We start from the raw sequence: 22,090 nt of genomic DNA on the forward strand, positions 1-22,090 counted from the left end.
GTGGCGGCGATCGCGGTCCGTTGCGCTCTCGGCGGCGACGCGGCCACCGCGTCGGTGCTGTTCGGCGGAGCGGAGGCGGCCCGCGGCGCCCGGCGGACCGCCTCGTTCGGCGCCTTCTGGTCGTCGCAGCAGGCGTCCCTCCGGTCCGCGCTCGGCGACGCCGCCTTCGACGCGGCCTACGCCGACGGCGCCGGCCTCGGCTTCGACCGGATAGTCGCCCTGGCCCTGGCCGTCGAACATCCCGACCTCGAGAACGGCGCCGCCCGCTTCGCCCAGATAGTCAGATGATCATTTGGTACGCCGTCGGCCGCCCCCGACCGCACCCACTCCTCCCGTAGCCGCCCCGCGACGAGGGCGACCACTCCAGACCGCGACGCGACCGCCGGGCTGAATGCGGTGGCAGAGCGTGAGCCGTCACCCAGCCCGGCGGTCGCGCTGTCGGCCGGGAGTGGTCGCCCTCGTCGCGGTGTGGTGGCGGGACGGGAGAGGTGCGTTCGGGGACAGTTACCTGCGTACCGGATGATTCATGGTCTCGGCTGTAACCGGATCGCCTCGTAGTAGGTGAACGCGATCCCGTTGCAGAACGGCTGCGCGTAGAGACGGTGACCGTCGCAGATGCGGCGCAGGTCGGCGCGGAACACCTCGTCGATGCGTGCCTTGTGGCGGGCGAGATCATCGGCGTAGTTGCGGTATCCGAAGTCGTGGTGCCGGCACGCGTCGCCGAAGTCGAAGCCCGCCGGGGTGTCGGGTGCGTGCGTGCACACATCGCTCGACCAGTCGAAACGGTAGGCGGCCCAGCGATCCCGGTCCCGGCGGGCGGCCTGCCAGGCGGCGGTGCTCTCCGCGGTCGGTTGTGTCCAGCCGGCCAGGACCTCGTCCCGGGCGGCGGGAGCGGGAGCAGCGTTCGCGGGAGCCGCCGGGAGCAGGGCCGCGGCGAGGAGGGCGGTTACCGCCATGTGGCGCATGTGGGACCTCCGACGCGCGGCCGGTGACTGATGTGATGTCCTGGGATACGTCCTTCAGCTTGACCGTTAAGGTGATCGCGTGCGGGCGGTTCCATGATTCATCTACCTCTGGTCCGGCAGGGACCGCTGAAAGCCCTCGGGCTCCGGTTGTTGATGGCGACCTCGTTGGTCCTGCTGGCGGTCATGGTGATCTACATCGACCGGGACGGCTACCGGGACGTCAACGAGGACGGCCTCACCCTGCTCGACTGCTTCTACTACGCGGTCGTCTCCCTCTCCACCACCGGCTACGGCGACATCACGCCGCAGACCCAGTCGGCCCGCCTGGTGAACGTCCTGTTCATCACGCCCGCCCGGGTCCTCTTCCTGATCATCCTGGTCGGCACCACACTGGAGGTGCTGACCGACCAGTACCGCAAGGGCCTTCGGGTCAGCCGGTGGAGGCGCAAGTTGAAGGACCACGTGATCATCTGCGGTTACGGCACCAAGGGCCGGGCCGCGGTCGCCGCGCTGCTGGAGACGGGGTATGAGAAGTCCCGGATCGTCATCGTGGAGAACCGTGAGGTCGGTGTCCGGCAGGCCGCCGCGAGCGGATTCGTCGTCATCGAGGGCGACGCCACCCGGTCCTCGGTGCTGAACGAGGCGGATGTGAAGAACGCCAAGTCGGTCATCATCGCCACCGACCGGGACGAGGCGTCGGTGCTGATCACGTTGACGGTGCGCCAGTTGACGGCCGGCCAGGTGCGGATCATCGCGGCGGTCCGCGAGCAGGAGAACGCCGCACTGCTGAAGCAGAGCGGCGCCCACCACGTGATCGTGTCGTCGTCGACGGCGGGCCGGCTGCTGGGCCTGACCACGACGGCCCCGCCGCTGATCGACGTGGTCGAGGATCTGCTGACCCCGGGCCAGGGCATGGCGCTGGCGATGCGGTCCGCGGAGCGGGCCGAGGTCGGCCGTAATCCACGTGAGCTGTCGACCCTGGTGGTGGCCCTGATCCGCCGGGGCAAGGTGCTGCCGCTGGGTGGCGAGCAGACCGTCACGATCGAGACCGGCGACCTGCTCGTCTACATCCGCGATGACGAGACCGTGTCCAACGGGGTCAGCGTCTAGAGGATCGTCCAGGTGTCGCCGCTGCCGAGGAGACCGTCGAGCATCTCCTCGGGTGTGCCGCTGGCCTGCGCCCGGGCGTCGAGCACCTGCTTGCGGACGATCTCGTCGTAGGACGGGCGCCGCACGTTGCGGAACACCCCGATCGGTGTGGTGTTCAGGTCCGACCCGGAGAGCCGGCTGAGCGCGAACGCGTACGCCGGATCGTCCACGGTCGCGTCGTGGATGATCGGGGTGCCGCCCTCCTGCACCTTCAGCCCGAAACTGCCCTCAGGGTGCACCACGTTGAGGTTGCCGACGGTGATCGGCTCACCCTGCTCCAGCCGGATCAGATGGGCGTCCCGCGTGTCGGAGTCCTTGATCAGGTCGAAGGCGCCGTCGTTGAAGATGTTGCAGTTCTGGTAGATCTCCACGAACGCCGAGCCCTGGTGCTCGGCGGCGGCCCGCAGCACCGACTGCAGGTGCTTGGCGTCCGAGTCGATGGTCCGGGCGACGAAGGTGGCCTCGGCGCCGAGTGCCAGGGAGAGCGGGTTGAACGGGGTGTCGGCCGAGCCGGTCGGTGTCGACTTGGTGACCTTCCCGATCTCGGAGGTGGGCGAGTACTGACCCTTGGTGAGGCCGTAGATCCGGTTGTTGAAGAGCAGGATCTTCAGGTTCACGTTGCGCCGCAGCGCGTGGATCAGGTGGTTTCCGCCGATCGACAGCGCGTCGCCGTCGCCGGTCACCACCCAGACGTTCAGGTCGGGGCGGGACGTGGACAGGCCGGTCGCGATCGCCGGGGCCCGCCCGTGGATCGAGTGCATCCCGTAGGTGTTCATGTAGTACGGGAAGCGGGACGAGCAGCCGATGCCGGAGACGAAGACGATCTTCTCGCGCGGGATGCCCAGCTCGGGCATGAACCGCTGCATGGCCGCGAGGATCGAGTAGTCACCGCAGCCGGGGCACCAGCGGACCTCCTGATCGGACTTGAAGTCCTTGGCGGTGAGTTTCAGAGCGACCGTCTCAGCCATTCTTGACCACGTCCTCCAGCATGTTCTCCAGCGTGGCCGCGGTGAACGGCAGCCCGCTGATCTGGTTGAACGGAACCACGTCGACCAGGTATCTCGCCCGGATCACGGCGGCGAGCTGACCGAGGTTCATCTCCGGGACGACGACCTTGTCGTAACCGGCCAGCACCTCGCCGAGGTTCGCCGGGAGCGGCGACAGGTGCCGCAGGTGCGCTTGCGCGATGGTGAGGCCGCGCTGGCGCAGCGCGCGGCAGGCGGCGCCGATCGGGCCGTAGGTGGAGCCCCAGCCGAGCACGAGCACGCTCGCGGCCTCGGACGGGTCCTCGACGTCCACATCGGGCACCGGGATGGCGTCGATGCGGGCCTGCCGGGTGCGGACCATGAACTCGTGGTTCGCCGGGTCGTAGGAGATGTCGCCGGTCTTGTCGGCCTTCTCCAGACCCCCGATGCGGTGCTCCAGGCCCGGCGTTCCGGGCACGGCCCATGGCCGCGCCATCGTTTCCGGATCGCGGAGGTACGGCAGGAAGCGCCCGTCCTCGGTGTTGGGCGCCGTGGCGAACGTGACCCGCAGGTCGGGCAGTTCGTCGACGGACGGCAGCAGCCACGGCTCCGACCCGTTGGCCACGTAGTTGTCCGACAGCAGGATCACCGGGGTGCGGTAGGTCAGCGCGATCCGTGCCGCCTCCAGTGCCGCGTGGAAGCAGTCGGACGGTGACTTGGGTGCGATCACCGCGAGCGGGGCCTCGCCGTGCCGGCCGAACAGTGCCATGTTGAGGTCGGCCTGCTCGGTCTTGGTCGGCATGCCGGTCGACGGCCCGGCCCGCTGCACGTCGACGACGACGAGCGGCAGCTCCAGAGCGATGGCCAGCGAGATGGTCTCGCCCTTGAGCGCCACGCCGGGACCGGAGGTGGTGGTGACGCCGAGCGCCCCGCCGTAGGAGGCGCCGAGCGCCGCCCCGATCGCCGCGATCTCGTCCTCGGCCTGCATCGTGGTGACGCCGAACCGCTTGTGCTTGGAGAGCTCGTGCAGGATGTCGGAGGCCGGTGTGATCGGGTAGGCGCCCAGGAACAGCGGCAGTCTCGACCGGACCGCCGCGGCCACCAGCCCGAGCGCGAGCGCCTGGTTGCCGGTGATGTTGCGGTAGGTGCCGGGCAGCATTTTGGCGGGCTTGATCTCGTAGCGCACCGAGAAGGCCTCAGTGGTCTCGCCGTAGTTCCACCCGGCGCGGAACGCCGCCTTGTTCGCCGCGACCAGGTCCGGACGCTTGGCGAACTTACGCTCCAGGAACCGCAGCGTCGACTCGTAGGGGCGCGAGTACATCCAGCTGAGCAGCCCCAGCGCGAACATGTTCTTGGCCCGCTCGCCGTCCTTCTTCGAGACGCCGCTCTCGGCCAGCGCGCCTAGGGTCAGGGAGGTGAGGGCCACCGGGTGGACCGCGAACTCGTCGAGCGAGCCGTCATCGAGGGGACTGACGGCGTAACCGACCTTGGTCAGGTTGCGGCGGGTGAACTCGTCGGTGTTGACGATGATGTCGGCACCGGCCGGCAGGTCGGCCACGTTGGCCTTGAGTGCCGCCGGGTTCATCGCCACGAGCACGTTGGGCGCGTCGCCGGGGGTCAGGATGTCGTAGTCGGCGAAGTGCACCTGGAAGCTGGAGACACCCGGCAGTGTCCCGGCTGGTGCGCGGATCTCCGCGGGGAAGTTGGGAAGCGTCGAGATGTCGTTGCCGAGCTGAGCGGTCTCCGACGTGAACCGGTCACCGGTGAGCTGCATGCCGTCACCTGAGTCACCGGCGAAACGGATGACAACCCGGTCCAGTTGCTCGACTCGCTTCGCGGGAGCGGCCACGATTCAACCTCCAAAAGGCGCGGTCCGGCAGCATGAGGGTGTCGATGAGCCGGCCCGCTGATCGTCACTTCCACACTACGTCGCCGCTCCTTACGAAGGGGCCGCGGACCGTTGCCCACAGTAGCTATCGGGTGCCGGAGCGAGCTAGTGCTCTTCGGTAGGCTGCACGATCGTGGAGGGATATCTGGGCTCGTATGCCGTTCTCGGTCTGGTGCTGGCCGCCGGTGTCCTGCTGTTCGTCGCGGCGTTCGGTGCGAACCGGCTGCTCCGGCCGGGCCGACCGGCTGAACCGGCGGGTAAGCGGATCTCCTATGAGAGCGGCATCGATCCGGTCGGGGGCGACTGGGCGCAGGCACAGATCAGGTATTACGTCTATGCGTACCTTTATGTGCTTTTCGCAGTTGAAGCCGTATTTCTCTTCCCGTGGGCGGTGATCTTCGATCGTCCCGGGTTCGGCGGGCTCTCCATCGCGGAGATGGGCATCTTCGTCGCCGTGCTCGCCCTCGGCATCGTGTACGCCTGGCGCAAGAAGATCCTCAACTGGACCTGACGCCGGACGGCCGGCCGGATGATCCGGACGGGTGGCGGGCTCGCCCTCGGAAAGCGGACATGTCAACATCGTGCGCATGGGTCAGCTTCTGCTCTTCATTGTCGTGGCTCTGGTCGTCGCGACGATCGTCTTCGGCGTGACCGTGTTGCTGAGCGGGGGCGACCCCGGACTGACCCCGGTCGAGCCCGACGGCCGCGCGGTCCCGTTGCCCGGCGACCGTCCTCTCGGCGAGGAGGACGTCTCCCGGACCAGGTTCGACACGGTCTGGCGGGGATACCGGATGGCGCAGGTCGACCAGGCTCTGCAGCGTGCGGCGTACGACATCGGCTACAAGGGTGAGCTGATCGGCGTGCTCGAGGCCGAGGTGGCCGCGCTGCGCGAGGGCCGTACCGACGACGCCGACGCGCTGCGCAAGGCCCGTGAGGCCGCGCTCGCCCCGGCCGCCGCCGTCCCGCCCGCCTTCGAGACACCGGTCATCCCGATGGAGCCGTCCGTCGATGCCGACCGCCCGGCGGCCGAGGCGCAGGAGCCGGTGGAGAAACGATGAGCAGCGACTCGGAGGCGGGCCCAGGTGAGTTCACCGCCACGGTGATCGTCAACGCTCCCGCGCCCAAGGTCTTCTCCGCGTTCATGGACTGGGAGAAGCAGTCCGACTGGATTCCGTTCACCCGGGTCCGGGTGGTCGAGGGCGACGGCGGCGAGGGCAGTCTGGTCGAGGCGGTCACCGCGCTCGGCCCGGCGACGCTGCGCGACGAGTTGCGCGTGGTCAAGGTCAACGCGCCGTACGAGGTCCGCGTCGTGCACTGCGGCAAGGTGCTGAAGGGTCCCGGGGCGATGCGCTGCACCGCGATGTCGGGCGACCGGACCCAGGTGGTCCTGCACGAGTGGTTCCAGTTGCCCGCAGGCGCCGTCGGCAAGATCGCCTGGCCGGTCCTGTGGCCCGGCTCGAAACTGGGCTTCACCGGCGCTCTCAAGCGGTTCGCGCGCCTGGTCGAGCAGGGTCGCCTCCCGTGACCGACATCGTGATCGGCGCCGACGGCCGGGCCCGCTGCTTCTGGGGCGGCAGCACACCCGACTATGCGCCCTACCACGACGAGGAGTGGGGCCGGCCGGTCCGCGGTGATGACGCCCTCTTCGAGCGGCTCACCCTGGAGGCGTTCCAGTCCGGCCTGTCGTGGATCACGATCCTGCGCAAGCGCCCGGCGTTCCGGGCCGCGTTCGCCGGGTTCTCGATCGAGAGGGTCGCCGAGTTCACCGAGGCCGACGCCGTCCGCCTGATGGCCGACCCGGGCATCGTCCGCAACCGGATGAAGGTCGACGCCGCCCTGCACAACGCCCGGGTGGCGGCCGGGCTGGACCTGACCGGGCTGCTCTGGTCGTTCGCCCCCGCGAGACGGGACCGGCCGAAGACCCGCGCGGACGTCCCGGCGGTCACCCCGGAGTCCACGGCCATGGCCAAGGCGCTCAAGAAGCAGGGCTTCAAATTCGTCGGACCCACCACGGCGTACGCGTTGATGCAGGCCACCGGCATGGTCGACGACCACCTCACGGACTGCTGGGTGCCCGTGATGAGATGACACCATGGCTCAGTTCGTGGTGATCATTCCGGAAGGGCAGTGGGCGACCGAGCGGTTGTTCCAGCACGACGCGGTGACGGTGCCGTCCTCATCGGGCGCGTCGGTCGGTGACGAGGTGCTGCTGGTCGCCGAGGAGCAGGTCGTCGCCCTGGCCCGGGTGGAGAAGGCAGACGGCGAGCTCGCCCTGACATACCTGCGCCGCGCCTTCGACGAGCCGGTTCCGGTCGCTCTCTCCGAGGGGCCGGTCGACGAGGCCACGTTCCGCCGGTTCGCCGAGCGGCTCGGTGCCCCCGCCGATCGGAAGCCGTGGCTGGTCAGCGTGGCCATGCCGATCGAGGCGGCGAACCCGGCGGAGGCGGTGCGCCAGTTCTGGTCGCACGTGCTCGAGCTGGGCCCGGCCGAGCTGCCGACCTACGTCTGGCCGTCCGGCGACGAGCTGGCGATGCAGGCCTTCGTCCTCGGGGCCGAGGCGAACCAGGACCCCGAGGAAGAGGACGAGGACGAGTAGGGCTCAGCGGCCCTGGTACTCGGGTTTCTGCTTGTTGAGGAAGGCGTTGACCGCGGCCGAGTGGTCCGCGGTCGCGCCGCAGATCGCCTGGGCCTGCGCCTCGGCAGCCAGGGCGTCGGAGAGGGTGCCGGCGTCGCCGATGGACAGCTCCCGCTTGATCGCGCCGTAGGCGATCGTCGGGCCCGCGGCCAGCCGTGCGGCCAGCTCCTGCGCCCGCGGCAGCACCTGCTCGTCGTCCTCCAGCAGCTCGGTGAGCATGCCGATGCGGGACGCCTCGTCCGCCTTCACCGGCCGGGCCAGGAGCAGCAGCTCGACCGCCCGGGCGTGCCCCACGATCCGCGGCAGCGACCAGGAGATGCCGCTGTCACCGGCCAGGCCGACGTTGGCGAACGCCATCAGGAAGCTGGTCTTCGGCCCCCCGATCCGGAAGTCGGCCAGCAGCGACAGCGACGCGCCGGCGCCGGCGGCCATCCCTCGGACCGCGGCGACCACCGGTTTCGGCATGCTGGCCAGCCGCTGGGCGATCGGGTTGTAGTGCACCTGGACGGTGTTCAGGTCGGTGGAGCCGGCCTGGAGCAGCGTCGCGTGCTCCTTGAGGTCCTGGCCGCCGCAGAAGTTGCCACCGGCGCCGGCCAGCACGATCGCCCGGCACGACCGGTCGCTCTCCAGCTGGGCGAGGGTGTCCCGCAGCGCCTCCTTGAGGTCGACGGTGAACGAGTTCATCGCCTCGGGGCGGTTCAGGGTGAGGGTGACGACCGCGTCAGTGCGGTCGACGAGCAGCGCGTCGGTCATGCATCTGAGAATCCCACACGTGCTCCACGCGTGGCCGATTGCAGGCAACGTTCCACGTGCCGGTCGGCCGCCGGTCGCAGCCTGGTGGCGTGCTTGTCGAAGAAGAGCGCGGCCTTGACACCCGGCCAGCCCGGTGGCAGCAGCGCCGCCGGGAGCTGCGGATCCTGGAAGAGGAACGAGCGCCACGCGTGGACCAGGCGGAAACGGGCGGCGTACGCCTCCTCATCGGTGCTGCGTGGCGTGATCGCCTTGACGACGGGGTGCAGCGAGCCGACGAACTCCTCGTACGACTGTCCGATCCGGCTCAGGTCCCAGGCCCGTCCGACGATGTCCGAACCGGAGGTGTGGGTGGCGCTGAACCGGGCGTGGTCCACGTCCTTGAGAGCCGCCTCGACCTCCTCGGAGGCCTTGGGTGCCACCCATACCTGATCGCTGAGCGGCCCGTAGCCCAGATAGGTGAGACGCAGCGCGTCCTGCCGCCTGAGGGGCTCGTGGAGAAGGATCATGTCGAAGCGGCCGTCCCAGCCGCCGCGACCGGTCCGGTACACCCGGGCGGCCGCCTCGTCGAGCCTGCGCGCGGCTTTCGGGGTGAGCAGATAGCCCGGTCCGGAGGCCAGGCGTAGCGGATGCAGCCATCCCTGTCGCACCATTCGCGACACTGCGGTACGGACCGCCGGGGCCGCGATGTCGAGCGGGGCCAGCAGTCTCACGAGGGCGGCTACCGGGGCTCGGGAACCGCGAGCGCGCAGGTAGTCGCCGTACAGGTCGAAGAGTGCGGACCGCGCCTGCATGACCGCACATTGTGACAGCCCGAAAGACGATATGCTAGACGCTGTCACATCCGCCCGGGCTGGGTTTGGGTTCGCCGGTGTTCATCAGGGAAAATGTTTGATCGGCACGGTGGGCCGCAACGCGTGAACACGTGAAACGGCCTGAGCGGGCCGCCGGTCGGAAACGAGCACCGCGTCACGTGGGGCTGAGCACGTGACGAGGCTGCTGGCATTCCAGGAGCAAGTGGCTGTGGGGCAACCCACCGACCCTGACGTAGGTCTGAGGGGAGACAAGATGGCGGCGATGAAGCCGCGGACGGGCGATGGTCCGCTGGAGGTCACCAAGGAGGGTCGTGGCATCGTCATGCGCGTCCCGCTGGAGGGTGGTGGCCGTCTCGTCGTTGAGATGACTCCGGACGAGGCCAACGCGCTGGGTGACGCGTTGAAGTCGATCGCCGGCTGACGTTTCACGCGAGCCCGCCGGTACGGTACCGCCCGTACCGGCGGGCTTTCCACGTCTTACGGAAAGGTCATCCTCCCGTGTTCGACATCCGATTGACGGACGTAAACGACGAAACGTCCACCTGGGTCGTCCCGGTCGGGCCCGAGCTGGACGCCGAGATGTCCGCACTGGCCAGTGCCACCGAGGACGCCGGAGCCCCGGGCCGGATCACGGTGTTCCCACGTCCGCTGCGGAGCCCGTCCCGAGTGCTGCTCGCCGGTACCGGCGACGGCGGCGAGACGGACTGGCGTGCGGCCGGTGCCGCGGCGATCCGGGAAACGGCCGACGACGAGGACCTCGAGATCCACCTGCCCGCCGGTCTCGCCGCCGCCTCGGTGCGCGGCCTGGCGGAGGGCCTCTGGCTGGGCGGGTACCGATACCGCGACGCGCCCCGGGGCCCGCGCACGCGGGAGGTCCGGATCTGCGGCACCTCCCATGCGGCGAGCCTCGCCGAGGCGCGGGTCGCCGCCCGGGCCGCCTGGCTCGCCCGGGACCTGACCAACACGCCGTCGTCGGTGAAGAACCCGGAGTGGTTCGCCGCCCAGGTCGTCGCCGAGGCCGCGACACGCCCGGGCGTCACGGTGACCGTCCGCGCCGGCGACGAGCTGCGGCGGTTCGGCGGCCTGCTGGCGGTCGGCGGCGGCTCGGTGTCCCCGCCCCGGTTCGTGGAGCTGTCCTGGAATCCGCCGGGCGCGACCACCCACGTGGTCCTGGTGGGCAAGGGCATCACCTTCGACACCGGCGGCATCTCGATCAAGCCGCGCGACGGCATGAAGCTGATGAAGAAGGACATGGGCGGGGCTGCCGCGGTGGTCGCCGCGACGCTCGGCGCCGCCGACCTGGATCTTCCGGTACGGGTGACGGCCCTGACCCCGCTGGCCGAGAACGCGGTGAGTGGCTCCGCCTTCCGTCCCGGTGACGTGATCACCCACTACGACGGCTCGACCAGCGAGAACACGAACTCCGACGCGGAGGGCCGGATCGTGCTGGCCGACGCGCTCGGCTACGCCGCCGACGTGCTGCGCCCCGACCTGGTGATCGACCTGGCCACCCTGACCGGGGCGAACGCGGTCGCCCTCGGCAAGCGCACGGCCGCCCTGTTCAGCCCGGACGACGAGCTGGCGGCGGCACTGACCGCGGCCGGGACGGCGGCCGGCGAGCAGATGTGGCGACTGCCGCTCTCCGACGACTACCTGGACAATCTGCGCAGCGACATCGCCGACCGGATCAGCGCCCCGGCCGGGCCGGGCTCGGTGATGGCCGCCCTGTTCCTGCGCGACTTCTTCGGCGACGCCCGCTGGGCCCACCTGGACATGTCCGCCCCGAGCTGGGCCGAGGCGCACGACCTGGAGCTGACCAAGGGCGCCACCGGCTGGGGCGCCCGGACCCTGATCAGATATCTGTCAGCGTTTGACGGCGGCCAGCAGGCCGGCGCCTGACGAGATCACCGCGGGGATCCAGTCGTCGGACTCGCGGATCGCCTTCACCGTCGCACGGACGGTGAGGGTGTCCACGTCACGGGCGGACGGGTCGGTGATCCGGCCGTTGGCGTGCGCGCCGTTCACGATCAGCACCCCGCCCGGCCGCAGCAGGCGCAGGGCGGCCTCGGTGCAGGCGGCGAACTCGGTGGTGTCGGCGTCCACGAAGATCAGGTCGTAGGCGCCGTCCGAGAGCCGGGGCAGCACGTTCAGGGCCCGGCCGCTGATGATCCGGGTCCGGGACGACGCGTACCCCGCCTCCTGGAAGATCCGCCGGGCGATCCGCTGGTGCTCGTGCTCGACGTCGATGGTGGTGAGGACCCCGTCCGGGCGCATGCCGCGGAGCAGCCAGATGCCGCTCACGCCGGTGCCGGTGCCGATCTCGACGACGGCCTTGGCGCGGCCCGCGGCGGCCAGGAGGCTCAGCACGGAGCCGGCGCCGGGGGAGACACAGGGCAGGCCGAGCTCGTGCGCGAGAGCACGCGCGGTCTGCAGGACCGGGTCCTCGGTGGCGAAGGTCTCGGCGAACGGCATTGACTGCGCCGCCGGCTGACCGAATGAACGAGCAGGACCGATGATGACGACCTCCGTACGGCGATGGATGCCCGCGGCGAAACGCGCACATCGGATAAGAGAGTAGAGCGATGTTCTCCGGTGATGCACTGCGCCGTCGATGGATAAACAGCGCACTCGGCGCAGGTGCGAACCCGTGGCAAGGTGTGAACCGGTGAATCCGTGTCATCCTGGAGGCGCGGAGCCGGGCTAGACGGAGTGGAGGCACCGACGTGACCGACGGCTGGAACTGGAGCCGGCCACCGACGTCCTCTGCGCACCCGGCGCCCGGTGAGCCGCAGCAGTCGTCACCATGGTGGTCCGGTGGGCAGGCCGATCCGTGGCGTGACCCCTATGCCCCCTCGGCGGTGCTCCTGCCGCCTCCGCCGCCGGGTGCCGGCCCTCCGCTGGAGAGCCCGCCCAACCCCGACGAGCCACGGCGCCCGCTCGGCCCGATCCTGATGATCTGCCTGGTCACGGCGCTGCTCGCGGGCGGTGTCGGCGGCACGCTGGGCTTCCTCTTCGCGGTCAAGGGCGGCTATGCCGAGAGTGGCCGTACGCAGCTCGGAGCGACCGGCCAGAGCGTCCCGGAGTCGGCCCAGCGGCCCCCGGAGTCGACGAGTGGTGTGGTCGACCGGGTGCAGCCGAGCGTCGTGACGGTCCGCGTCAGCGGGGCGATCGGCTCCGGTTTCGTGGTCTCCACGGACGGTTACGTGATCACCAACGACCACGTGGTCGAGGGTGGCGACGACACCCTGTCGGTCTCCTTCCACGACGGCTCCACGGCCACCGCGAAACTCATCGGGCGCGACCCGGAGTCCGACATCGCAGTGATCAAAGTCGCAAAAGAGGGCCTGATCCCGGTCGCGCTCGGCAACTCCGACGAGATCGCCGTGGGTGACCCGGTGCTCGCTTTCGGTTCACCGCTGGCCCTGGTCAACACCGTGACCCAGGGCATCGTGAGCGCTCTGGACCGCACCATCCAGGCCGGTGAGGAGAGCGGGACCCGGCGTTACTACGCGGCCATCCAGACCGACGCCGCGGTCAACCAGGGCAACTCCGGCGGCCCGCTGGTCGACGGCGCCGGCCGGGTCATCGGGGTCAACTCGGTGATCCGCTCGGTCGGTGGCACCACGGCCGAGGCCGGCAACATCGGTCTCGCCTTCGCCATCCCGATCAACCAGGCCAAGCGGATCGCCGAGGACATCATCGACACCGGCAAGGCCCGGCGCACCGTGATCGGCGCCGAGGTGATGACCGGCGAGTCGGCGGCGGGCGCCCGTCTGCGCAGTGTCGAGCCGGCCGGTCCGGCCGCCGCCGCGGGGCTCAAGGCCGGCGACGTGATCACCAAGCTCGACGGGCATCCGCTCGACGACGGGATCAGCCTGATCGCCATGGTCCGGAAATACGCTCCTGGCTCGGTCGTCGCCGTGGAGTACCGCCGCGGCGGCAAGATCACCTCCGCGTCGGTGACACTCGCCGCCGACACGAACTGAAGCCGTCGGATGATGCCCGCCTCTGGTACGAACTGAGGCCGTCGGATGATGCCCGCCTCTGGTACGAACTGAGGCCGTCGGATGATGTCCGCCGTGGATACGAACTGAAGGCTCCGGGCGGGCTGCGTTCGCACAGGGAGCGTGCGTAGGCTTGGCGCGGGAAGCCTGGGAGGCCGGACGTGTTCGAGAATCTGAACTGGTGGGAGATCGGCGCGCTGCTCATGCTCGCGCTGCTGATCTTCGGTGAGCGCTTGCCCAAGGTGATCGGCGACGGGCTGAAAATGCTGCGTGGCCTGCGCAACATGGCTCAGGGCGCGACCGCCGACCTGAGCCGCGAGCTGGGCACCGACATCCAGCTGGAGGATCTGCACCCGAAGGCGTTCATCCGCAAGCATCTGCTCAGCGAGGAGGACGAGCAGGCGCTGCGCAAGCCCCTGCAGAACCTCTTCGACGACGTCAAGCAGGACCTCAACGGGGTCAAGTCGGAGCTGAACGACGTGGCCGCCGCCGTCGACATCCGGAAAGGCGTCGCGCCGGCCGAGAAAGCCCCTGAGGCTCCCCGACCGGCGCAGCGTTACGACCTCGACGCGACGTAGGACCGATCCGCGGCAACTCGCCTTGTAACCGCCGAGACGGCGAGTGGATCAACCGCGTTTGGCGTTGACCATGAGGCCCAGCGGCTTGCCGACCAGCGACTCGCGGCGGATCGCCAGTTTGTCGGCGACGCCGTCGAGCGCCCTGGCAGCCGGGGCCTCCGGGTCGGCCAGGACGATCGGCGTGCCGCCGTCGCCGGCCTCACGGACCCGGGTGTCCAGCGGGATCTGACCCAGCAGCGGGACCCGGGCTCCGATGGTCTTGGACAGCGAGTCGGCCACCGTCTCGCCACCGCCGGCGCCGAAGACCTCCATCCGCGAGCCGTCCGGCAGCTCCAGCCACGACATGTTCTCCACCACGCCGACCAGGCGCTGGTGAGTCTGCAGCGCGATCGCGCCGGCCCGCTCGGCAACCTCGGCGGCGGCCATCTGCGGGGTGGTGACGACCAGGATCTCCGCGTTGGGCAGGAGCTGGGCCAGCGAGATGGCCACGTCACCGGTGCCCGGCGGCAGGTCGAGGAGCAGCACGTCCAGGTCGCCCCAGTAGACGTCGGCGAGGAACTGCTGGAGCGCCCGGTGCAGCATCGGGCCGCGCCAGACGACCGCGGCGTTTCCCGCGGTGAACATGCCGATCGAGATCACCTTCACACCGTGCGACTGCGGCGGCATGATCATGTCCTCGACGCGGGTCGGCTTGCCGTCGACACCGAGCATCCGCGGCACCGAGTGGCCGTAGATGTCCGCGTCGATCACGCCGACCGACAGGCCCCGCTTGGCGAGCGCCGCGGCCAGGTTGACGGTGACGCTCGACTTGCCGACGCCGCCCTTGCCGCTTGCCACCGCGTACACCCTGGTCCTCGAACCGGGCTGGGCGAAGGGGATGACCGGCTCCGCGGCAGCGCCACCGCCCCGCAGGGTGGTCTGCAGCGCCTTGCGCTGCTCCTCGTTCATCACGCCGAAGTTGATCTCGACCCGATCGATGCCGGGGATCTTCGTGACGGCGGCGGTGATGTCGTTGTTCAGCTTGTCCCGCAGCGGGCAGCCGGCGACGGTGAGCAGCAGGTCGACCTTGACCAGGCCGTCGCTCACGGTGAAGCCCGAGACCATGCCGAGGTCGGTGATCGGGCGGCGGATCTCGGGGTCGTCCACGGTCGCCAGAGCGGCCTGGATGGCGTCCTCGAGCGTGGATGCAGGAGCGGACATGCAGCCCATGCTACGTCGAGGTCAGGAGCGCTCCTCCTCCCGGTGAGGCTTGTTCGCGACGGTGGAGACCAGGTGATTCACTCCGGATGAGCGTGGGTCGAGGTAGGTCGCGAACAAGCCTCATCTGTTCGTGCCCGCTTCTCCCGCCGCAACGCCGCCTCATCCAGTTCGTCGGCCAGCCGGGACAGCTCGGAGCGAAGGAAGTCCCTGGTCGCGACCTCGCCGAGAGCGATCCGCAGAGAGGCGATCTCCCGGGTCAGGAACTCGGTGTCGGCCTTCTGCATCGCCGCACGACGACGATCCTCGTCCATGGCGAGCCGGTCGCGGTCGGCCTGCCGGTTCTGCGCCAGGAGGATCAGCGGCGCGGCGTACGACGCCTGGAGCGACAGGACGAGGGTGAGGAACTGGTGGGGGTAGGCGTCGAACTGCAGAGGTCCCGGCGGCGCCAGGAGGTTCCACGCGAACCAGGCGGCGATCACCACCGTCATGTAGACGATGAACTTCGCCGTACCCATGTACCGTGCGATGCTCTCCGACCAGCGGCCGAACGCCTCCGGATCGAATTTCGGCAGCTGCACCCGCCCCGGCTCGCGCGGTTGGTCGAGCCGGTCCCTGCGCTCGCTCACGGCGCCTCCTCGTCGTGGGCGTCCCGATCACGCCAGTCCCGCGGCAGCGAGTGGTCCAGCACGTCGTCGACCGTGACCGCACCCAGCAGCCGGTTCGTCGAGTCGACCACCGGCATCGCCACCAGGTCGTACGTCGCCATCCGCCGGGTGATCTCGAGCAGCCCGGTCTCGGTCCGCAGCGGATCGATCCCGCTGTCCACCAGGCCGCCCACGATCGACGCCGGCGGCTCCCGCAGCAGCCGCTGGAAGTGCACCATGCCCAGGTACTTACCCGTCGGCGTGGCGGCCGGCGCCCGGGCCACGAAGACCTGGGCGGCGACCACCGGCGACAGCTCCGGGTTGCGGATCCGGGCCAGCGCCTCGGCGACCGTGGTGTCCGGGGTGAGGATCACCGGCTCCGAGGTCATCACACTGCCCGCGGTGCCCGGCCGGTAGCTCATCAACTGCCGCACCGGGGCCGCCTCGTCCGGCTCCATCAGGTCCAGCAGCACCACCTGCTCGGTCTGCGGCAGCTCGGCCAGCAGGTCGGCGGCGTCATCCGGGTCCATCCGCTCCAGCACGTCGGCGGCGCGCTCCCGATCGAGTCCGACCAGGATCTCCACCTGATCGTGCTCGGGCAGTTCCTCCAGCACGTCGGCGAGCCGCCGGTCGTCCAGGGCGGCGGCCACCTCGTTACGGCGGGCGTCCGGCAGGTCCTGGAGCGCGTTGGCCATGTCGGCCGGCCGCATCTGGTCGAGCAGCGCGATCAGGTTGGCCGTGCCCTGCGTGTCGGTGGGCCCGATCAGGCCGTGCACCCGGTCGTACTCGGCCTGGTAGACGTGCCCGCGCCGGGTCAGCCGGCTGTGCTCCCGGACCGCCACCCGCGTGATGATCCACTCGGTGTTCCGGTTCAGCTCCATGCCGATGTCCAGCACGGTCCCGGCGTGGCTCACCCCGTCGTCCTGCTCCGGCAGCACTGTCACCCGCCGGTCCAGCAGGTCCTCCAGCACCAGCAGCTCGTTCTGCCGTTTCTCGAACCGCCGCAGGTTGAGCGAGCCGGTGCCGAGCACGACCGCCTCCGCGTCCATGCTGGTGATCCGGCCGATCGGCAGGAAGATCCGGCGTCGCAGGGCCATCTCGGCGACAAGACCCACGACCTGCGGCGGACGGTTCGTGGTGCGCAGCCGGACGACCGCGTCACGAATCCGCCCGACACGATCGCCGTTCGGGTCGAACACCGGAAGACCGGCGAGGCGAGCCAGATAAACCCTCGTCCCCATGGTCACGAACTCAGATTAGGTTAGGGTCCGGACATGTCCACCGTGGCGTACGAGATCGTCGACGTGTTCACGGATCGGCCGTTCGCAGGCAATCCGCTGGCTGTGGTGTTCGGGGCGGACGATCTGGCCACCGATCAGATGCAGGCGCTGGCCCGCGAGTTCAACCTTTCGGAGACGGTCTTCCTGCTCCCGGCGGTGACGGCCGGGGCCACCCACCGGGTCCGGATCTTCACGCCGACGGCCGAGCTGCCGTTCGCCGGTCATCCCAGCGTCGGCTCGGCGGTCACCGCGATGCGGCACGGTCTGCTCGACGCCGGTGAGGTGGTCCAGGAGTGCGGCGCCGGCCTGCTGCCGATCACCGTGACCGCCGGGGGTTCGGCCACCCTCACCGGCGCGTCGCCCACCCTCGGCGATCCCCTCGACCCGGCGCCCCTGCTGGCCGCGGCCGGCCTCACGGCCGCCGATTTCGCCGGCGATTTCCCCGGGGTGGCTGCCCCACGCACGGCAGGCTGTGGTCTCGATTGGGTCTTCCTTCCGGTACGGCGGGAGGCGCTCGCCCGCGTCCGGGTCGACCCGCGGGCCGCCGAGGAGGCCGGCTGTGCCGACCTGAGCGTGTTCGCCTGGTCGGGTACCGAGGCGCACGCCCGCGTCTTCTCCTCCACGTGGACCGTGGACGAGGACCCGGCCACCGGTTCGGCCGCCCTGGCTCTCGGCGTCTGGCTGGTCGCCGCCGGCTGGCTCCCGCCCGACGGCCTCGCCACCTACCGGATCCACCAGGGTGTCGAGATGAAACGCCCGTCCCGTCTGGAGTGCACGGTCACCGCCGCCGGGGGCGCGGCCGTCTCGACCACCGTGACCGGCCACGTCCACCCGGTCGCCACCGGCCGGATCGCCGTCCCGCCATTCATCGGCTGATCCCGCCGGCCCCCGTCCACGGTGACGACCGGCCGGGCAAGGCGGTCAGCGCTTGGTGACCCGATGGAGGCGGAACGGGCGGCGGGTCTCGACCCGGGCGGGCGTGTCGCGGGGAGGCGATGCGTGCGACCCGGACGGCAGGTCTGCGGCACCCACCGCGGACTCGGTCACCGGGGTGAGCCGGACCAGGGCGCAATCGTCGGCCACCCAGCGGGCGACCAGGTCCTCGGCCGAACCGCTGGCATTGAGACGTTTGCCGGCGAGCTGTGGCGCGATCTCGGTCCACTCCTCGGAACCCGGGACCAGCCGGGAGACCACCGCTTCGGACTGCACGATCAGCCCGCCGTGATCACCGCGGAGCCGGACGACGGCCCGCTGCGCCTCGGCCAGCCCGGGAGCGAACTGCTCACCCGGCCCGCTCACGACGACCAGTGACGCCTCCGCCGGCATGCACCAGAGTGCCCAGGCCGGCCCGTCCCCGACGGAGATCCAGGCGATGGCCGCCTTCTTGATCGCCTCATCCAGCACTCCAGAACTCACCGAGCCATCCTCCCACGCGTCCGGCCGTGACTCGGTGCTGTCCGGACGCGCGCGGGCCGGGCGGATCCCGGTGACCACGCAACCAGCCCGGCGGCCGCGCCGGGCGCCGGGACCGGGCAGCCACCTCGCGGGGTGGCCCCGGCACTCCGTGGACTGCGGTCGGCCGGCCCGTGGCCGTACCGGATCAGAGAAGTGCCGGGACCGGGTCCAGGAGGGCCAGGACCTCGGTGAGGGAACGCACCGTCCGCCCGGCGAAGTTGGTGTCGGCGTCGAAGACCAGGTGGTTGGCGAGATCAGGAGCGGCCAGCCGGACCGGGGTCATGCCGACGGCGGCGGCGCCGGTGAGTTCGTGGCTGCCGCCGTCGCCGACGTAGAGGCAGTCCTCCGGATCGACACCGAGCCGATGACACGCGGCCAGGTAGATCTCCGGATCCGGTTTGCAGACACCCAGCTCGACCGAGTAGATCTGAGCGTCGAGCAGGGGAGCCACCGGGAGACCGGGCAGGAAGGCGGGGAGTTCGTGGGTGCAGTCACTGACGACCGCGGTGCGCACGCCACGACTCCGGATGGCGGTCAGCGCACTGATCGCTTCCGGTCGCAGCTGCGTGTCGGCGCGGAGCGCGTCGACCCGGGCCGGCATGGCGGCGCGGATGGCTCCGGGGCGTGGCCGGCCACCGGCCTGTTCGATGACCCAGCGCAGCGTGGCCTCGGCGGAGCCGTAACGGCCGCACGCGCGGGCGCGGAAAGTGCGGTCGAGGACGCCGGTGACGGCCTCGGGATCGGCACCGAGAGACCTCGCGATCGCCGCGTGCTGGGGGCCACGCTGGACAGACCGGGTCAAAGTGCCGAAAAAGTCAAACACGACCGCACGGTACGCGGGCATGTAAATCGTCCTCCAGGACATCGAGGGATGGAAACGGGCGGTAAGCCGTCGGTGACTGTAGCGAGTCCATCACTGTCAGCCAATAGACAGTTACCAAGTGCACTGGTCGGCCGCGCAAGAAGCGATGGCCGGGGATGAATGTGCGCTCATCGGCTCAAGTGGCCGTGCCGACGGCGGCCGCGCTGACCGTCGCGGTGCTGGCGGTCTCCTCGTCCGCGCCGCTCATCGCGTTCGCGGCCGCCCCGGCCCTGGCGATCGCCTTCTGGCGCAACAGCCTCGCGAGTCTCGTGCTGACCCCGATCGCGCTGGGCCCCCGACGGGCCGAGGCGTCCCGGGCGGTCCGCGGCCCGGCCGGGATGTTCTGCGTGCTTGCCGGTGTGGCGCTGGCCGCACACTTCGCGACGTGGATGCCGAGCGTCCAGCTCGGTTCGGTGGCCACCGCGACCGCGCTGGTCGCGACCCAGCCGGTGTGGCAGGGCCTGATCGCGGCCGCGCAGGGGCGACGCCCGTCGACGGCCGGGTGGATGGGTATCGGGCTGGCCGTGGCGGGCGCGGCGTGGGCGACCGGCGCGGACCTCGGGGTGTCGTCGCAGGCGGTGTTCGCCGACGTGCTGGCGCTGCTCGGGGCACTCGCCGCGGCGGTGTACACGGCGCTGGGCGAGCGGGCCCGCACCGAGCTGAGCACCACCACGTACACCTGGATCTGCTACGGCACCTGCGCGGTCCTGCTGCTTGCGGTCTGCCTGGCCTTCGGCGTGGACCTGGCCGGCTACGACGGGCGGACCTGGGCGGCGATCCTGGCCCTGGTCGCCGGAGCACAACTGCTCGGGCACTCGATGTTCAACTATGCGCTCGAGCGCACCTCGGCGACGACGATCAGCATGCTGATCCTGCTGGAGGTGCCGGGTGCCGCGTTCCTCGCCTGGTGGTGGCTGGGCCAGACGCCGCGGGCCGAGTCGCTGCCCGGCCTGTTCCTGCTGGTCGCGGGTGTCGCGGTGTTCATTCTCGGCCAAGCCTCTTTCAAGCTAATTCGCCGGTGATGTAACGGATCCTCCCCGTCGATGGCGGAACGTCGACAGTTGCCGCTCGTTGTCCCGGGCGGGTATTGAAGGGGGATGCCATGCATCGCGAACGAGTGGTCCGGCTGCTCCTCGCCGGGACGCTCGTCATGACGGCTCCCGGCTGCGGCTCCGAGGACGGCGCCGATCCGTCGCAGCCGTCCGCTCCGACCGGCGGCTGGCGGACCGCGGGCTGCGAGTTCAGCCGTGCACCCCATTTCACGACGGTGGGTTCCCGGCGGCTCCCGGCGACGCCGCCGCGGCTCGCCGCCGCGATGGAGAAGATCGACCGGGGCGGGCGTGAGCGGTTCGCCGACAGCTTCGCGGGCCTCGAGGTCGATCAGGGGAGGGTACGGGCTGTCGTGTACCGGGTTCCCTCGGAGGCGTTCGACGACTTCATCCGGTACAGCGCGGAGGACAACTGCGTCGTGGTCCGTGACGCGGCCCACGCCGTGGCGGAGCTCACCGAGTGGCACGACCGGGTGGTGGCCGACCTGCCCTACTGGTCGGCCCAGGGCATCCGGATCACCTCGGTCGGCAGCCGGCACGACGGGGCCGGAGTCGAGATCGGCACCCGCGATCTGGAGGCGACCCGCCGCGGATTCCGGTCCCGATACGGTGACGGCGCCCCGTTGGTGCTGGTCGAGGAGGAGCCGGTCCGACCGTTGAGCACCGGCCCCTGACCGCGGCTTTTGCCGTGTCGGATGGCGGTCGTCGGGAACGCCACAGTGACGCGATGTTTGCCCCGGCTTGCCGGAGCAGGCAGGATCGCCGCATGGTCTTCGACGCCCGTTCCACCGGGGGCAGCCCGTCCCGGCGCGACACCACACGCCCCGCCGCCGGCCGACCACCTCGCTCCGGCACGCCCGGCGCCGACACGGATCGCCCGTCCGGCTCCGACATGCAGGACCTGGTCGAGGCCGAGCTGGTCGAAGTGTCCGGCGACGCGCCCGTAACGCTCCGTCTCGACGGTAAGGTCGCGCTGGTCACCGGCGCCGGCAGCCCCGACGGTATCGGGTATGCCACGGCCCGCCGCCTGCGTGATCTCGGCGCCCGGGTGGCGATCGTGTCCACCACCCGCCGCATCCACGACCGCGCCACCGAGCTCGGTGTGACCGGCTTCGTGGCCGACCTCACCGACGAGTCGGAGGTCGGCGCCCTCGCCGACGCCATCTCCGACCAGCTCGGCGACGTGGAGGTGCTGGTCAACAACGCCGGCCTGGCGAGCCGGGCCAGTCCCGAGGTGCTCCGCCCGGTCGCCCAGCTCACCTACGACGAGTGGAAGGCGGAGATCGACCGCAACCTCAGCACCGCGTTCCTGTGCAGCCGCGCGTTCTGCGGCAGCATGTCGGAGCAGGGCTGGGGCCGGATCGTGAACCTCGCCGCCACCGCCGGTCCGGTGAACGCGCTGCCCACCGAGGCGGCCTACGCGGCGGCGAAGGCCGGCGTGGTGGGTCTCACTCGCGCGCTCGCGATGGAGCTGGTCGCCGACGGCATCAACGTCAACTGCGTGGCCCCTGGGACGATCTACACGGCCGCCTCCACGGTGACCGAGATCAAGCAGGGCCTCGGTACGCCGATCGGCCGCCCCGGCACCCCCGACGAGGTGGCCGCGGCCGTCGCGTTCCTGTGTTCGCCGGCCGCGTCGTACATCACCGGCCAGATGCTGGTCGTCGACGGCGGCAACAGCGTCCGCGAGGCCCAGTTCCGCTGACCGGCGCTCAGGGGACCGGCCCGTCCGGTCCCCTGACATCCCGCTCAGCCTGCTGCGGCACCGTGCCTAGGCTGGCGTCGTGCCTGCTCCGGCACCGTGCCTAGGCTGGCGTCGTGCCTGCTCCGGCACCGTGCCTAGGCTGGCGT

At 70.5% G+C, this 22,090-nt stretch carries 25 protein-coding genes and 1 pseudogene; 15 read left to right on the top strand and 11 right to left on the bottom strand.

The annotated features are described in order from the left end of the window. Positions 1-288, top strand: a pseudogene (locus ACFO0C_RS20520) (adenylate/guanylate cyclase domain-containing protein); the annotation flags it as partial. Positions 289-524: 236 nt separating this feature from the next. Here the strand turns inward: ACFO0C_RS20520 and ACFO0C_RS20525 are convergent. Further along, positions 525-956 carry a phospholipase gene (locus tag ACFO0C_RS20525; RefSeq protein ID WP_378068246.1) on the bottom strand — a complete coding sequence of 144 codons (432 nt, stop codon included), beginning with the start codon at positions 954-956 and terminating at the stop codon, positions 525-527. 102 nt (positions 957-1,058) lie between these two features. Here ACFO0C_RS20525 and ACFO0C_RS20530 point away from each other — a divergent pair, with 102 nt between their 5' ends. Beyond that, positions 1,059-2,075 (top strand): potassium channel family protein, encoded by a 1,017-nt coding sequence (locus ACFO0C_RS20530; RefSeq protein WP_378068247.1) that lies wholly within the window; start codon positions 1,059-1,061, stop codon positions 2,073-2,075. Here ACFO0C_RS20530 and ACFO0C_RS20535 read toward each other — a convergent pair. Beyond that, positions 2,072-3,082: a 2-oxoacid:ferredoxin oxidoreductase subunit beta gene (locus tag ACFO0C_RS20535; protein ID WP_378068248.1), complete on the bottom strand. Its 1,011-nt coding sequence runs from the start codon at positions 3,080-3,082 to the stop codon at positions 2,072-2,074. The two genes, ACFO0C_RS20530 and ACFO0C_RS20535, sit on opposite strands and share 4 nt — an antisense overlap. Then, entirely contained in the window at positions 3,075-4,928 is a 1,854-nt protein-coding gene (locus ACFO0C_RS20540; protein ID WP_378068249.1) for a 2-oxoacid:acceptor oxidoreductase subunit alpha, read from the bottom strand. Before ACFO0C_RS20540 ends, ACFO0C_RS20535 begins: the two co-directional genes overlap by 8 nt. Before the next feature lie 172 nt (positions 4,929-5,100). Between ACFO0C_RS20540 and ndhC the strand changes: the two genes are divergently transcribed. From ndhC to ACFO0C_RS20565, 5 genes are all read left to right on the top strand, one after another. Next, complete coding sequence (ndhC, locus tag ACFO0C_RS20545) at positions 5,101-5,478, top strand: NADH-quinone oxidoreductase subunit A (protein ID WP_378068250.1); 378 nt, start codon at positions 5,101-5,103, stop codon at positions 5,476-5,478. 76 nt (positions 5,479-5,554) lie between these two features. Beyond that, positions 5,555-6,025: a DivIVA domain-containing protein gene (locus ACFO0C_RS20550; RefSeq protein ID WP_378068251.1), complete on the top strand. Its 471-nt coding sequence runs from the start codon at positions 5,555-5,557 to the stop codon at positions 6,023-6,025. Next, the gene (locus ACFO0C_RS20555; protein ID WP_378068252.1) at positions 6,022-6,492 is read left to right on the top strand and encodes an SRPBCC family protein; all 471 of its coding nucleotides are present in this window, start codon (positions 6,022-6,024) and stop codon (positions 6,490-6,492) included. Before ACFO0C_RS20550 ends, ACFO0C_RS20555 begins: the two co-directional genes overlap by 4 nt. Further along, entirely contained in the window at positions 6,489-7,055 is a 567-nt protein-coding gene (locus ACFO0C_RS20560) for a DNA-3-methyladenine glycosylase I (RefSeq protein ID WP_378068253.1), read from the top strand. Before ACFO0C_RS20555 ends, ACFO0C_RS20560 begins: the two co-directional genes overlap by 4 nt. 4 nt (positions 7,056-7,059) lie before the next feature. After that, positions 7,060-7,563 (top strand): hypothetical protein, encoded by a 504-nt coding sequence (locus ACFO0C_RS20565; protein WP_378068254.1) that lies wholly within the window; start codon positions 7,060-7,062, stop codon positions 7,561-7,563. A gap of 3 nt (positions 7,564-7,566) precedes the next feature. Here ACFO0C_RS20565 and ACFO0C_RS20570 read toward each other — a convergent pair whose 3' ends face one another. Together ACFO0C_RS20570 and ACFO0C_RS20575 are read right to left on the bottom strand one after the other, a co-directional pair. Further along, positions 7,567-8,355 (bottom strand): enoyl-CoA hydratase-related protein, encoded by a 789-nt coding sequence (locus ACFO0C_RS20570; protein WP_378068255.1) that lies wholly within the window; start codon positions 8,353-8,355, stop codon positions 7,567-7,569. Then, positions 8,352-9,146 (bottom strand): PaaX family transcriptional regulator, encoded by a 795-nt coding sequence (locus ACFO0C_RS20575; RefSeq protein ID WP_378068256.1) that lies wholly within the window; start codon positions 9,144-9,146, stop codon positions 8,352-8,354. Before ACFO0C_RS20575 ends, ACFO0C_RS20570 begins: the two co-directional genes overlap by 4 nt. A gap of 274 nt (positions 9,147-9,420) precedes the next feature. On the opposite strand from ACFO0C_RS20575, the gene ACFO0C_RS20580 reads away from it, so the two are divergent. Both ACFO0C_RS20580 and ACFO0C_RS20585 read left to right on the top strand, forming a co-directional pair. Next, on the top strand, positions 9,421-9,588 hold the full coding sequence (locus ACFO0C_RS20580) for a DUF3117 domain-containing protein (protein ID WP_014447667.1): 168 nt from the start codon (positions 9,421-9,423) through the stop codon (positions 9,586-9,588). Between the two features lie 77 nt (positions 9,589-9,665). After that, a complete protein-coding gene (locus ACFO0C_RS20585; RefSeq protein ID WP_378068257.1) occupies positions 9,666-11,066 on the top strand; it encodes a leucyl aminopeptidase family protein in 1,401 nt (466 codons plus the stop codon). On the opposite strand, the gene ACFO0C_RS20590 is transcribed toward ACFO0C_RS20585, so the two are convergent. Then, positions 11,031-11,639 (bottom strand): O-methyltransferase, encoded by a 609-nt coding sequence (locus ACFO0C_RS20590; protein ID WP_378068258.1) that lies wholly within the window; start codon positions 11,637-11,639, stop codon positions 11,031-11,033. The genes ACFO0C_RS20585 and ACFO0C_RS20590 overlap by 36 nt on opposite strands. A 251-nt stretch (positions 11,640-11,890) precedes the next feature. On the opposite strand from ACFO0C_RS20590, the gene ACFO0C_RS20595 reads away from it, so the two are divergent. Both ACFO0C_RS20595 and ACFO0C_RS20600 read left to right on the top strand, forming a co-directional pair. Further along, positions 11,891-13,153 carry a S1C family serine protease gene (locus ACFO0C_RS20595; RefSeq protein WP_378068259.1) on the top strand — a complete coding sequence of 421 codons (1,263 nt, stop codon included), beginning with the start codon at positions 11,891-11,893 and terminating at the stop codon, positions 13,151-13,153. Between the two features lie 179 nt (positions 13,154-13,332). Then, positions 13,333-13,749 (top strand): preprotein translocase subunit TatB, encoded by a 417-nt coding sequence (locus tag ACFO0C_RS20600; protein ID WP_378068260.1) that lies wholly within the window; start codon positions 13,333-13,335, stop codon positions 13,747-13,749. A 48-nt stretch (positions 13,750-13,797) separates the two neighbouring features. Here the strand turns inward: ACFO0C_RS20600 and ACFO0C_RS20605 are convergent, their stop codons facing one another. The 3 genes from ACFO0C_RS20605 to ACFO0C_RS20615 form a co-directional block, all read right to left on the bottom strand. Further along, positions 13,798-14,949, bottom strand: a complete 1,152-nt coding sequence (locus ACFO0C_RS20605) for an Mrp/NBP35 family ATP-binding protein (protein ID WP_378068261.1) — start codon at positions 14,947-14,949, stop codon at positions 13,798-13,800. Between the two features lie 77 nt (positions 14,950-15,026). Further along, complete coding sequence (locus ACFO0C_RS20610) at positions 15,027-15,575, bottom strand: DUF1003 domain-containing protein (protein WP_378068262.1); 549 nt, start codon at positions 15,573-15,575, stop codon at positions 15,027-15,029. Beyond that, positions 15,572-16,840 (bottom strand): magnesium transporter MgtE N-terminal domain-containing protein, encoded by a 1,269-nt coding sequence (locus ACFO0C_RS20615; protein ID WP_378068263.1) that lies wholly within the window; start codon positions 16,838-16,840, stop codon positions 15,572-15,574. Before ACFO0C_RS20615 ends, ACFO0C_RS20610 begins: the two co-directional genes overlap by 4 nt. Positions 16,841-16,867: 27 nt before the next feature. Between ACFO0C_RS20615 and ACFO0C_RS20620 the strand changes: the two genes are divergently transcribed. Next, a complete protein-coding gene (locus tag ACFO0C_RS20620; protein ID WP_378068264.1) occupies positions 16,868-17,749 on the top strand; it encodes a PhzF family phenazine biosynthesis protein in 882 nt (293 codons plus the stop codon). A 45-nt stretch (positions 17,750-17,794) separates the two neighbouring features. Here the strand turns inward: ACFO0C_RS20620 and ACFO0C_RS20625 are convergent, their stop codons facing one another. Both ACFO0C_RS20625 and ACFO0C_RS20630 read right to left on the bottom strand, forming a co-directional pair. Continuing rightward, on the bottom strand, positions 17,795-18,289 hold the full coding sequence (locus ACFO0C_RS20625) for a hypothetical protein (protein WP_378068265.1): 495 nt from the start codon (positions 18,287-18,289) through the stop codon (positions 17,795-17,797). A 184-nt stretch (positions 18,290-18,473) separates the two neighbouring features. Further along, the gene (locus ACFO0C_RS20630; RefSeq protein ID WP_378068266.1) at positions 18,474-19,172 is read right to left on the bottom strand and encodes an HAD family hydrolase; all 699 of its coding nucleotides are present in this window, start codon (positions 19,170-19,172) and stop codon (positions 18,474-18,476) included. Positions 19,173-19,306: 134 nt separating this feature from the next. On the opposite strand from ACFO0C_RS20630, the gene ACFO0C_RS20635 reads away from it, so the two are divergent. The 3 genes from ACFO0C_RS20635 (at position 19,307) to ACFO0C_RS20645 (ending at position 21,944) form a co-directional block, all read left to right on the top strand. Further along, positions 19,307-20,212: a DMT family transporter gene (locus ACFO0C_RS20635; protein WP_378068267.1), complete on the top strand. Its 906-nt coding sequence runs from the start codon at positions 19,307-19,309 to the stop codon at positions 20,210-20,212. 80 nt (positions 20,213-20,292) lie between these two features. Beyond that, on the top strand, positions 20,293-20,913 hold the full coding sequence (locus ACFO0C_RS20640) for a hypothetical protein (RefSeq protein ID WP_378068268.1): 621 nt from the start codon (positions 20,293-20,295) through the stop codon (positions 20,911-20,913). A gap of 92 nt (positions 20,914-21,005) precedes the next feature. Then, a complete protein-coding gene (locus ACFO0C_RS20645; RefSeq protein WP_378068269.1) occupies positions 21,006-21,944 on the top strand; it encodes an SDR family NAD(P)-dependent oxidoreductase in 939 nt (312 codons plus the stop codon). Positions 21,945-22,090: the final 146 nt, after the last annotated feature.

This window comes from Actinoplanes subglobosus (assembly GCF_042650585.1).
Lineage (GTDB): Bacteria > Actinomycetota > Actinomycetes > Mycobacteriales > Micromonosporaceae > Actinoplanes > Actinoplanes subglobosus.

Coding starts and splice junctions, on each gene's coding strand:
- ACFO0C_RS20525 (WP_378068246.1), bottom strand. CDS start 956: ATGGCGGTAACCGCCCTCCTCGCCGCGGCCCTGCTCCCGGCGGCTCCC.
- ACFO0C_RS20530 (WP_378068247.1), top strand. CDS start 1,059: ATGATTCATCTACCTCTGGTCCGGCAGGGACCGCTGAAAGCCCTCGGG.
- ACFO0C_RS20535 (WP_378068248.1), bottom strand. CDS start 3,082: ATGGCTGAGACGGTCGCTCTGAAACTCACCGCCAAGGACTTCAAGTCC.
- ACFO0C_RS20550 (WP_378068251.1), top strand. CDS start 5,555: ATGGGTCAGCTTCTGCTCTTCATTGTCGTGGCTCTGGTCGTCGCGACG.
- ACFO0C_RS20555 (WP_378068252.1), top strand. CDS start 6,022: ATGAGCAGCGACTCGGAGGCGGGCCCAGGTGAGTTCACCGCCACGGTG.
- ACFO0C_RS20565 (WP_378068254.1), top strand. CDS start 7,060: ATGGCTCAGTTCGTGGTGATCATTCCGGAAGGGCAGTGGGCGACCGAG.
- ACFO0C_RS20570 (WP_378068255.1), bottom strand. CDS start 8,355: ATGACCGACGCGCTGCTCGTCGACCGCACTGACGCGGTCGTCACCCTC.
- ACFO0C_RS20575 (WP_378068256.1), bottom strand. CDS start 9,146: ATGCAGGCGCGGTCCGCACTCTTCGACCTGTACGGCGACTACCTGCGC.
- ACFO0C_RS20580 (WP_014447667.1), top strand. CDS start 9,421: ATGGCGGCGATGAAGCCGCGGACGGGCGATGGTCCGCTGGAGGTCACC.
- ACFO0C_RS20590 (WP_378068258.1), bottom strand. CDS start 11,639: ATGCCGTTCGCCGAGACCTTCGCCACCGAGGACCCGGTCCTGCAGACC.
- ACFO0C_RS20605 (WP_378068261.1), bottom strand. CDS start 14,949: ATGTCCGCTCCTGCATCCACGCTCGAGGACGCCATCCAGGCCGCTCTG.
- ACFO0C_RS20620 (WP_378068264.1), top strand. CDS start 16,868: ATGTCCACCGTGGCGTACGAGATCGTCGACGTGTTCACGGATCGGCCG.
- ACFO0C_RS20630 (WP_378068266.1), bottom strand. CDS start 19,172: ATGCCCGCGTACCGTGCGGTCGTGTTTGACTTTTTCGGCACTTTGACC.
- ACFO0C_RS20635 (WP_378068267.1), top strand. CDS start 19,307: ATGAATGTGCGCTCATCGGCTCAAGTGGCCGTGCCGACGGCGGCCGCG.
- ACFO0C_RS20640 (WP_378068268.1), top strand. CDS start 20,293: ATGCATCGCGAACGAGTGGTCCGGCTGCTCCTCGCCGGGACGCTCGTC.
- ACFO0C_RS20645 (WP_378068269.1), top strand. CDS start 21,006: ATGGTCTTCGACGCCCGTTCCACCGGGGGCAGCCCGTCCCGGCGCGAC.